The organism is Achromobacter sp. ISS7, from assembly GCF_056523125.1.
The window spans coordinates 2,609,987-2,619,020 of the sequence record NZ_JAWRZD010000001.1 but is presented as its reverse complement, the minus strand read 5'-3'; the positions used below and the strand labels follow the sequence as shown (position 1 = coordinate 2,619,020).

Here is a 9,034-nt window from a genome sequence, read left to right as displayed (position 1 = left end):
CTGTCGCGGATTAGTACTGGGCCGAGAGGCTGAAGAACACGCGGGGATCCTTGTTGCCCTGGGTCAGGACATCGGAGCTCATGGGCTTGGCCACTTCGATCGTGGCGTACAGGTTCTTGGTCAGGTTGGCGCGCATGCCGGCGCCGTAGGAGGACAGCTTGGCGCGCGTCAGCGGCGCGCTTTCGCTGCGCGACCAGATGTGGCCGCCGTCCACGAACGTGTAGACGTGGGCGCCGTTCGGCAGGAAGCGGTCGGTGGACACGGCATAGCGCAGTTCCAGCGACGCGGCCACGCCCGAGTCCGCGGACATCTCGCCGTCGTCGTAGCCGCGGCCGAAGTTGGGGCCGCCCAGCGCGAATTCCTCGCTGGCCAGCAGCGGGTTGGCGCTGTACTGGCCAGCGAAGGTGGCCACCAGGCTGAAGCGGTCGGACAGCTGTTGCAGGCGGGTCAGTTCGGCGGTGAGCTTCAGGAAGTCCGGGCGGCCCTTGGCGCGCGAGGCCAGCTCGTTGCCTTCCTTCGAGGCGCCCATGGTGTCCAGGCCCTGGTGCACGGTGCCGCGCACGGCGGTGATGCCGTTCCAGCTGTCGGTGCGGTCATAGCTCAGGCCGGCGCGCAGCACGCGCAGGCGATCGCGCGTGAAGGGGGTTTCGACGATGTCGGTGGCGACGTTGCGCACGTCCAGCATGCCGAAGGCGCGCAGGTTCTCCTGGCGCGACCGGATCACCGGGTAGGTGACGGTGGCCGAATAGGCCTGCACGTCGCTGGCGACGTTCAGCGGGGCCAGTTCGCGGCCCGGCTCGCTCTTGGCGTAGCTGGCGGCCACGTCGACGGTCATGCCGTTGTCGGACACCAGCATGTTGTAGTTGGCGCCCACCGCCTTGCTGCGGTAGGCGGGGAAACCCACGCGGCCGGTCAGGGTCAGGCTGTCGGCGCGCCCGCCGAACGAGTTCAGCGTGACCTGGCCGGTCATTTCGCTCCAGCCCAGGTAGGGCGAGGCGCGGTTGTCGATGCCCAGGCGCGCATCGACCGCCTTGCGTTCGCTGTGCACCACCAGCACCGAGCCGCCCACTTCCTTGGGCGAGGCTTCCAGCGAGGCGCGCACGGTCAGGCCGTTCAGGTCGTTGGCCAGCAGCAGCTGGCGCTCGACTTCCGCCACGTTGATGGGACGCACGCCACGCAGGCGCTGCACCAGCTTCTCGACCGCCGCCTGGGCCGGGCCGATGTCGCCGTCGTACTTCACGTCGGCGATGTAGCCCTCGACCACCAGGATGCGGAAATGGCCGTCGTCGATGGTCTGCGCCGGCACGATCACGCGCGTGGTGACGTAGCCGTCATTGCGGTAGCGCAGCTCGATCTCGTTGGCCACCTTGAAGGCGTCCGCCACGGTGATGGTCTTGCCGACCAGCCCCTGGTAGAGCGGGCGCAGCGAATCGGCCGAATAGCGGGTCACGCCTTCCACGCGCATGTCGGTCAGCGTGAAGGTCAGCTTGTCGGCGCCGGCGGGCGCTTCCGTGGCCCCGCCTTGCTCCACGGTCACCGACGGCGCGGTGGGGGTGCTTTCCGGCAGGGCCGGTTGCGGCAGCTGGCGGCCGGGTTCGGCGCCCGACGGCAGGCGCAACTGCACGTTCTGCGCGGCCACCGGTCCGGCGGCGAGCGCCAGCACCACGGCGGCAAAGCCGGCGCGCAAGGAGAAGGGAGGCTGGCGGAAAACGGCGGGGCGGCGGGAGTGGGCTAGGCGGCGCATGGATACGTAAGTGATAATTCGTTACAATCAGAATTAAACGAAGCTATTAGATATATTTCGCAAACATCAATAAACAAAGTTTCTAAAGTTCTTTACAACTATCCGGCACTGCGGGATTCTTGCCTGGGCAATGGCATCTTTTCGGATGCTTCACAGAGAGGGCTTGCCGGCGTGCCGTCCCGGTATCCGCGGGATGTTGTTATCGGGAGACGCTGCGGCGGTTTGGTCGACGACGCGCTCCCTTTTCCGGCAAGTTGCCTATGTAACAAACACTATCATGTGTGAACAATGATTGCGCTTGCGAGGTTTGCCGGAATGCACGGCACGTTTGCCACAAGGAAAAATATTCATAAACCCGCGACGGTTTCGTCGCGTGTTACCAACGCGTCCCCCCGCCGGCATGAAAGAATGCGCGGCATGAACGACGCCGCCTCCCATCCGCTCCTTCCTGGCCAGCTTGCGGGCCTGCGCGTGCTGGTTGTCGAGGACCGGCCCGAGGACCGCATGCTGCTGGTCGATTTCCTGACCAGCCAGGACTGCCGGGTCTATGTGGCCGAGGATGGCAACGACGGCTACCGCAAGGCGCAGCTGGTGCAGCCGGACATCATCCTGATGGACGTGAACATGCCGGTCTGCGACGGCCTGGCGGCCTGCCGCCTGCTGAAGGCCGACCAGGCCACGCGCGGCATTCCCATCATCTTCCTGACCGCCGCCGCCCTGCCGACCGAGCGGGTGGCGGGGCTGTCGGCGGGCGCGGTCGACTACGTCGCCAAGCCGTTCGATTTCGAGGAAGTGCGCCTGCGCCTGCTGATCCACCTGCGGGTGGCGCCGATCCCGGCGCCCGCGCCGGCGCCGGTCGCGGCGTCGCCGGAGGACGGCACGTCGGCCGTCGCCGCGGGGACCTCGCTCGACGGCGTGCTGTTTCGCGCCGCGCGCAAGCTGCTGCGCGAACGGCTCGACCACACGCCCGAGCTGGTGGCCCTGGCCCAGGCGCTGGGCACCAACGCGCGGCGCTTGAACCAGGCCTTCCGGCGCTGCGCCGGCACCACCGTGTTCGAGTTCCTGCGCGAAGAGCGCATGCGCGAGGCGCGCCGCCTGCTGTGCGAGACCGGCCTGGACATCCAGGCGATTTCGCAGGCGGTGGGCTTTGGCAACCGCGGCAATTTTTCCACCGCATTCCGCGAGCGGTTCGGCATGGCGCCGACCGCCTTGCGCCAGGAACGGGATCCGCATGCGTAGTGTTCGTCCGGGCCTGGTGGCCTGGTTGCTGTGGCTGGCGTTGTCCTGCCTGATCCTGCCCGTGCGCGCGCAGGCCGTCCAACCCGTCATCGACCTGAGCGCGGTGAGCGGCAGCCTGCCGCTGACCGGCGAACTGCGGGGCATCGAAGACAAGAGCGCCAGCCGCGACGCCAGCCAGATCCTCGATGACGCCTGGCAACCCGTGAGCGCCGGCTGGTTGAACCGCGGCTATTCGGCCTCGGCGTTCTGGCTGCGCCTGGAGGTCAGCAACAGCTCCGGCAGCACCCAGGAGCGCTGGCTGTCGTTCGGCGTGCCGCGCCTGGAAGACGTGCGCTTCTACCTGTTCCCGCCGGGGCAGGCGACGCCGGCCAAGGTCCTGCTGCAAGGCAATCGCGAACCGCTGGCCGGGCGCGAGGTGCTGGCCAGCGTGTCGGTGGCGCCGCTGCGGCTCGAGCCGGGCGAGCACATGACGGTGCTGGTGCGGGTGCAGAGCCGCTCGGCCATCAACATGGAGCCCACCCTGCGCACGCCGGCGGCGTTCGTCAGCCAGACGCAGCGCAACACCATGCTGGTGGCGCTGCTGGTCGGCGCCCTGGCGATGGTCGGGATCTACGCCGGCCTGCTTGGCGTGGTCCAGCGCGACCCGGTGTTCCTGCTGCTGTCCGCCGCCGTCTTCATCGAGATTCTCTACAGCCTGTCGTTCCAGGGGCTGCTGTATCGCTACGTGCTGACCGGCGGCGGCGACATGGCGCTGCGCGCGCCCAGCGTCCTGGCGACGCTGGCGGCGTCGCTGTTCGCGTTCATGGCGATGCTGTTCGCCGACCTGCACCGGGTGCGCCTGTGGCGCGGGGTGTACCTGTCGCTGATCGCCGCGGGCGTCGCCGGCACGGTCTGGGCGGCGCTGGGCGACTACCGCGAGGCCGCGCAGGCGCTGATCGGCCTGATCTTCCTGTGGGCGCTGGTCTGGCTCGTCTCCATGGCCGATGGCTGGCGCCGCGGCCACGCCAACGCGCGCATCTTCCTGCTGTCCTTCGCCGTCTATTGCGCCTGCCTGTTCCTGCGCGTGGCCTACATCCACGGCCTGCTGCCGGGCCGCTGGGAGGGCGGGCCGGAAGTCGCCTGGGACCTGCTGTCGGTCTCGCTGATGCTGGCCGTGCTGCTGTATGGCCGGTCGCGCCAGCACCGCCAGGAACGGCTGGCCGCCCAGCGCGAACTGGCGCAGGCGCGCGAACGCGAACACCAGCGCCTGGACCAGGCCGTCACCGAGCGCACCCAGGCGTTGCAGGCGGCGCTGATCCTGGCCGACGAGGCCGGCCGGGTGCGCCAGGACTTCCTGGCGCGCATCAGCCATGACCTGCGCACCCCGCTGACCTCGATCATCGGTTTCGCCGACCTGATCCAGGCCGGCGGCCGCGACGACGCGCCGCGCGGCGCCGTCATCCGCCGCAGCGCCGACCACATGCTGGGCATGGTGAACGACCTGATCGACTACGCCGCGGGCGCCGGCGGCCAGGCGCTGCGCCTGGCGCCCGAGTACGTGCACGCCTTGCTCGACACCGTGGCCAAGGAATCCGCGCCGATCGCCGCCCGCCAGGACAACCGCTTCGAACTGCGGGTGGCGGACGCGCTGCCGGCCGTGCTGGAAATGGACGGCAAGCGGGTGCGGCAGGTGCTGTCCAATCTCATCGACAATGCCGCCAAGTTCACCCGCGGCGGCGTGCTGACGCTGACGGCGGACTACGCCGCGCCCGGCGCGGGCGAGCCCTGCGGCTGGCTGACGCTGTCGGTGGGCGATACCGGCTGCGGCATCGCGCCGCAGGACCGGCAGCACATCTTCGAACCCTTCCAGCGGCTGTCGTCGGCCGAAAACCAGCCCGGCGTCGGGCTCGGCCTGGCCATCGTGCAGCAATGGGTGCAGCGCATGCACGGCCGCATCCAGGTCGAGAGCGAGCTGGGGCAGGGCACCACGATCCGGGTGGTGTTGCCGGTCAGGCAGGTGGACGAATCGCGCGTGTCGCATCACTACATCGCCGCCGCGGCCCATGTGCTGCCGCTGCTGGACGGAACCGGGCGGCGCATCTGGCTGGCCGAGGACACGCCGGAAATCCGCGAATTCCTGGTCGAGGAACTGGCCAGCCTGGGCTTCCAGGTGGAAAGCGAGGCCGACGGCCTGCGCATGGTGGCGCGCATCCAGGCCGATGACGCGCAGCGGCCCGACCTGATCCTGACCGACCATCGCATGGAAGGCGCCGACGGCTCGGCCGTGCTCGCGGCCGCCCGCGCGCGCTGGCCGGACCTGCCGGTGGTGGCCGTGTCGGCCACGCCGCAGGAGGCGCCCACGCCGGACGGCGCCGGCTACGACGCCAGCCTGCTCAAGCCCATCAACCTGGTCGAGCTGCGGCACGTGCTGGGCAGGTTGCTGCAGTTGCCGACGCAGCAGATTGCCCGCGAAGCATCGCTCGTGTCGGCGCCGATGCCGTGCCTGTCGCGCGCCGAGCTGGAGCAGGTGCAGCGGCTGCTGGACATCGGCGGCATCTCGGACCTGATGGATTGGGCGCGCGCGATCCAGGCGCGCGATCCGGCCTTCACGGACTTCAGCCAGCAGGTGCAGCGCCTGGCGCGCCTGGGCGACCTGGCCGCGATCGGCAAGCTGTGCGAGCGGATGCCGGTGGCGTGATCCGCGCGCGGCGGCGCCAGGGCCTGCGCCAGGCGCCTTTGAGGGTGAACAGGCGCTAGGCTGGCCCGGGGCCGTCGCGGAACAGCCGTTCGCCCAGGAAATCCACGAACACCCTGACCTTGGGCGACAGGTTGCGGTTCGACGGCCACAGCGCCTGGAAGCGGCCCGCGCCGTTTACCTGGTCATCCAGCACCGTGCGCAGCGTGCCGGCGGCGAGCGCGTCGCGCGCCAGGAAGTCGGGCATGCAGCTGATGCCGAACCCCTGGATGGTGGCGCCCAGCAGGGCTTCCATGTTGTTGCAGGTGAACGCGGCCGTCAGCCGCGGCTCGGCCTCGCCGGGGGCCAGCGCCAGCGGCCATGCCTGCAACGTGCCGGCGTTGGGATAGCGGAACCGCACAGCGCGGTGCCGTTCCAGGTCGCGCGGCCGCTGCGGCGCGCCGTGGCGCGCCAGGTAGTCCGGCGCGGCGCACAGCCGCAGCCGGAAGGTGCCCAGGGGCCGCGCCGCCAGGCGTGAATCGGGCAGGTCGCCGCTGCGGATCGCCACATCGACGCGTTCGCCGATCAGGTCGACGATGCGGTCGTTGAAATCCATGTCCAGCTCGATGCCCGGATAGCGCGCGGCAAAGGCCGGCAGCACCGGCAGCAGGAAGTGGTAGCTCACCAGCGGCGCGCTCACGCGCAGGTGGCCGCGCGGCTCGCGCAGCGTCTGCGACAGCATGTCGTGCGCGTCGTCCAGCTCTTCCAGGATGCGCTTGCAGCGCTCGAAGAACAGCCGGCCTTCCTCGGTCAATTGCATGCGGCGCGTGCTGCGCTGGAACAGGCGCACGTGCAGGTCCTGCTCCAGCCGCGCCACGGCCTTGCCCACCGCCGAGGGCGACAGATCCAGGTCGCGGCCGGCGGCGGCAAAGCCGCCCAGCTCGGCGCTGCGGACAAAGGGCAATAAGCCGCTCAAGCGGTCCATGGTGATTCCATTGAAGAAATTAATTCCTTGATGTGTGGATTTTTAACCTATTTATCCATCAGGAGAGCCTCTGTATCTTCAATGCCGTTCCCGTTTCGTTGTGATGCCGTCCATGCCATCGACCGTTTCCCCGCCGCCCGCCGCGGCCCGCAAGATCCTGATCCTGATCGCCGTGTGCCTGGCGTGCGCGGCCATGCCGTTCACCTTCACCGGCCCCGCCATCGCGTTGCCGTCGATCGCGCGCGACCTGGGCGGCAGCCCGGTGGCGCTGAACTGGATCACCAATGCCTTCATGCTGGTGTTCGGCAGCACGCTGCTGGTGGCCGGCGCGCTGGCCGACCGCTATGGCCGCCGCCGCGTGTTCCTGGCGGGGGCCGCGATCTTCATCGCCGCTTCCGTCGGCCTGGTCTACGCGCCCGGCATCGTCGCCTTCGACCTGCTGCGCGCGGCGCAGGGCCTGGGCGGGGCGGCGATCTTCTCGGGCGGCGCCGCCGCGCTGGCGCAGGAGTTCGACGGACCCGACCGCATGCGCGCCTTCAGCCTGCTGGGCGCCAGCTTCGGCGCCGGCCTGTCGTTCGGGCCGATCGCCTCGGCGGTGCTGATCGAGCGCTTCGGCTGGCGCAGCATCTTCCTGCTGGTGATTGCGCTGGCCGCCGTCGCGTTCGCGCTGGGCGCGCGCGGCCTGCGCGAATCGCGCGACCCCGCGGCCGGGCGCCTGGACTGGCCCGGCGCGGCCACTTTCAGCGCCGCCCTGGCGCTGCTGACGTGGGGCATCATGCGGGCGCCGCAAAGCGGTTGGGGCGATCCGTCGACGCTGGCGATGCTGGCGGCGGCGGTGGCGCTGTTCGCCGTGTTCGGCCTGATCGAACTGCGCGCGGCGCGGCCGATGCTCGACCTGACGCTGTTCCGCTATCCGCGCTTCCTGGGCGTGCAACTGCTGGCGGCCGCGCCGGCCTACGCCTTCGTGGTGCTGCTGATCCTGTTGCCGGTGCGCTTCATCGCCGTCGACGGCCTGGGTGAAATCGCGGCCGGCCGGATGATGATCGCGCTGTCCGCGCCCCTGCTGCTGTTGCCGGTGGTGGCGGGCCAGCTGACGCGCTGGCTGGCGCCGGCGCTGATCTGCGGCGCGGGGCTGCTGCTGGCGGCCGCCGGCCTGGCCTGGCTCGGGCTGGCGATGACGGCCGGGCAGGTGGCGGCCCTGGTCGGCCCGATGCTGCTGATCGGCATCGGCATCAGCCTGCCGTGGGGGCTGATGGACGGCCTGGCCGTCAGCGTGGTGCCGACCGAACGGGCCGGCATGGCCACCGGCATCTTCAGCACCACGCGGGTGGCCGGCGAGGGCGTGGCGCTGGCCGTGGTCAGCGCGCTGCTGAGCGCGTTGACCGCCAGCCATCTGGCCGCGGCGTTGCCCGGCGCCGCGTCGCAGGCGGCGCAGGCCGCGCAACAACTGGTCGCGGGCGACTTCGACGCGGTGGCCGGGCTCCTGCCGGGCGTCGGGCGCGCCGCCCTGGCGCGGGCCTCGGCCGATGCCTTCGCCACGTTGGCGTGGGTCCTGGCGGCGATCACGGTGCTGACGGCGCTGGTGGTGTTCCTGTTCCTCGGCCGGCCGGAGACCCGCGCGGCCGCGCCGTCGGCGGCGGCGCGGGCCTGAGCCGCGCCGCGGCTCATCCCAGCCGCATCGACAGTTCCACGTCGCCGCCGAACGGCGTCGACAGGTAGCCCGAGGCCGGCGAGCGCACCCGCGCCAGGTATTCGGGGCAATGATCGGCGTTGTCCGCCACGATCAGCGCGCCGGGGCGCAGGCGGCTTTCCAGCAGGGCCAGCACGTCCGAATAGAGCGCCTTGGCGCCATCGAGCAGCACCAGGTCGATGCGGTCCGGCAGATCGGTTGCCAGCGTCTGCAGCGCGTCGCCCTGGCGCAGCTCCACCAGGTCGGCCAGCCCGGCCTCGGCCAGGTGTTCGCAGGCGCGCGCCACCTTGGACGGCTCGAACTCGGTGGTGATCAGCCGGCCGCCGCCGTTGTCGCGCAACGCCGCCGCCAGGTGCAGCGTCGAGATGCCGAACGAGGTGCCGAACTCGACGATGGAATGGGCCTGCGTGCTGCGCGCCAGCATGTAGAGCAGCGTGCCGGTCTCGGGCGAGACGGCCAGCGGCAGGTCCTTCATGCGGCCGTAGAACTCGCGGTAGTCGGTCTTGCTGCGCATCAGCCGCGCCTGTTCGGCGTCGGACATGTTGGCCAGCGCGGGGGCGGCCTGGGACCACGAGGCGTCGGCCTGCGTGAAAAGACGGTCGAGCAGCGCGGCCAGGGAAGGGGAAGTCAGGGTATTGGTCATGAGGCGGTTTTCCAGTAGCGATTGCGGGTTTAGAATACGACGAATTCGTCGCATTTCTCTATTCGCATTTCCCGAGCCGC

The 9,034-nt window shown here is 70.2% G+C and carries 6 protein-coding genes; 3 read left to right on the top strand and 3 right to left on the bottom strand.

Going from position 1 to position 9,034, the window contains the following annotated elements; genetic code table 11:
- Window positions 1–10: 10 nt before the first annotated feature.
- Window positions 11–1,687, bottom strand: coding sequence for a ShlB/FhaC/HecB family hemolysin secretion/activation protein (locus AC1HFW_RS11835; protein WP_006395734.1), 1,677 nt, complete (start codon window positions 1,685–1,687; stop codon window positions 11–13).
- 465 nt (window positions 1,688–2,152) lie between these two features.
- On the opposite strand from AC1HFW_RS11835, the gene AC1HFW_RS11830 reads away from it, so the two are divergent.
- Entirely contained in the window at window positions 2,153–2,983 is an 831-nt protein-coding gene (locus AC1HFW_RS11830) for a response regulator transcription factor (protein WP_479283496.1), read from the top strand.
- Entirely contained in the window at window positions 2,976–5,660 is a 2,685-nt protein-coding gene (locus AC1HFW_RS11825; RefSeq protein ID WP_479283495.1) for a hybrid sensor histidine kinase/response regulator, read from the top strand. Before AC1HFW_RS11830 ends, AC1HFW_RS11825 begins: the two co-directional genes overlap by 8 nt.
- Window positions 5,661–5,715: 55 nt before the next feature.
- Here the strand turns inward: AC1HFW_RS11825 and AC1HFW_RS11820 are convergent, their stop codons facing one another.
- Window positions 5,716–6,621 carry a LysR family transcriptional regulator gene (locus tag AC1HFW_RS11820; protein ID WP_479283493.1) on the bottom strand — a complete coding sequence of 302 codons (906 nt, stop codon included), beginning with the start codon at window positions 6,619–6,621 and terminating at the stop codon, window positions 5,716–5,718.
- Window positions 6,622–6,733: 112 nt separating this feature from the next.
- Between AC1HFW_RS11820 and AC1HFW_RS11815 the strand changes: the two genes are divergently transcribed.
- On the top strand, window positions 6,734–8,272 hold the full coding sequence (locus AC1HFW_RS11815; protein WP_479283492.1) for an MFS transporter: 1,539 nt from the start codon (window positions 6,734–6,736) through the stop codon (window positions 8,270–8,272).
- A gap of 13 nt (window positions 8,273–8,285) precedes the next feature.
- Here AC1HFW_RS11815 and AC1HFW_RS11810 read toward each other — a convergent pair whose 3' ends face one another.
- Complete coding sequence (locus AC1HFW_RS11810) at window positions 8,286–8,954, bottom strand: O-methyltransferase (protein WP_479283490.1); 669 nt, start codon at window positions 8,952–8,954, stop codon at window positions 8,286–8,288.
- Window positions 8,955–9,034 lie beyond the last annotated feature (80 nt).

Excerpts from the sequence above, each read along its gene's own strand:
- AC1HFW_RS11810 (WP_479283490.1), bottom strand. The coding sequence starts at position 8,954 with ATGACCAATACCCTGACTTCCCCTTCCCTGGCCGCGCTGCTCGACCGT.
- AC1HFW_RS11830 (WP_479283496.1), top strand. The coding sequence starts at position 2,153 with ATGCGCGGCATGAACGACGCCGCCTCCCATCCGCTCCTTCCTGGCCAG.
- AC1HFW_RS11825 (WP_479283495.1), top strand. The coding sequence starts at position 2,976 with ATGCGTAGTGTTCGTCCGGGCCTGGTGGCCTGGTTGCTGTGGCTGGCG.
- AC1HFW_RS11820 (WP_479283493.1), bottom strand. The coding sequence starts at position 6,621 with ATGGACCGCTTGAGCGGCTTATTGCCCTTTGTCCGCAGCGCCGAGCTG.
- AC1HFW_RS11815 (WP_479283492.1), top strand. The coding sequence starts at position 6,734 with ATGCCATCGACCGTTTCCCCGCCGCCCGCCGCGGCCCGCAAGATCCTG.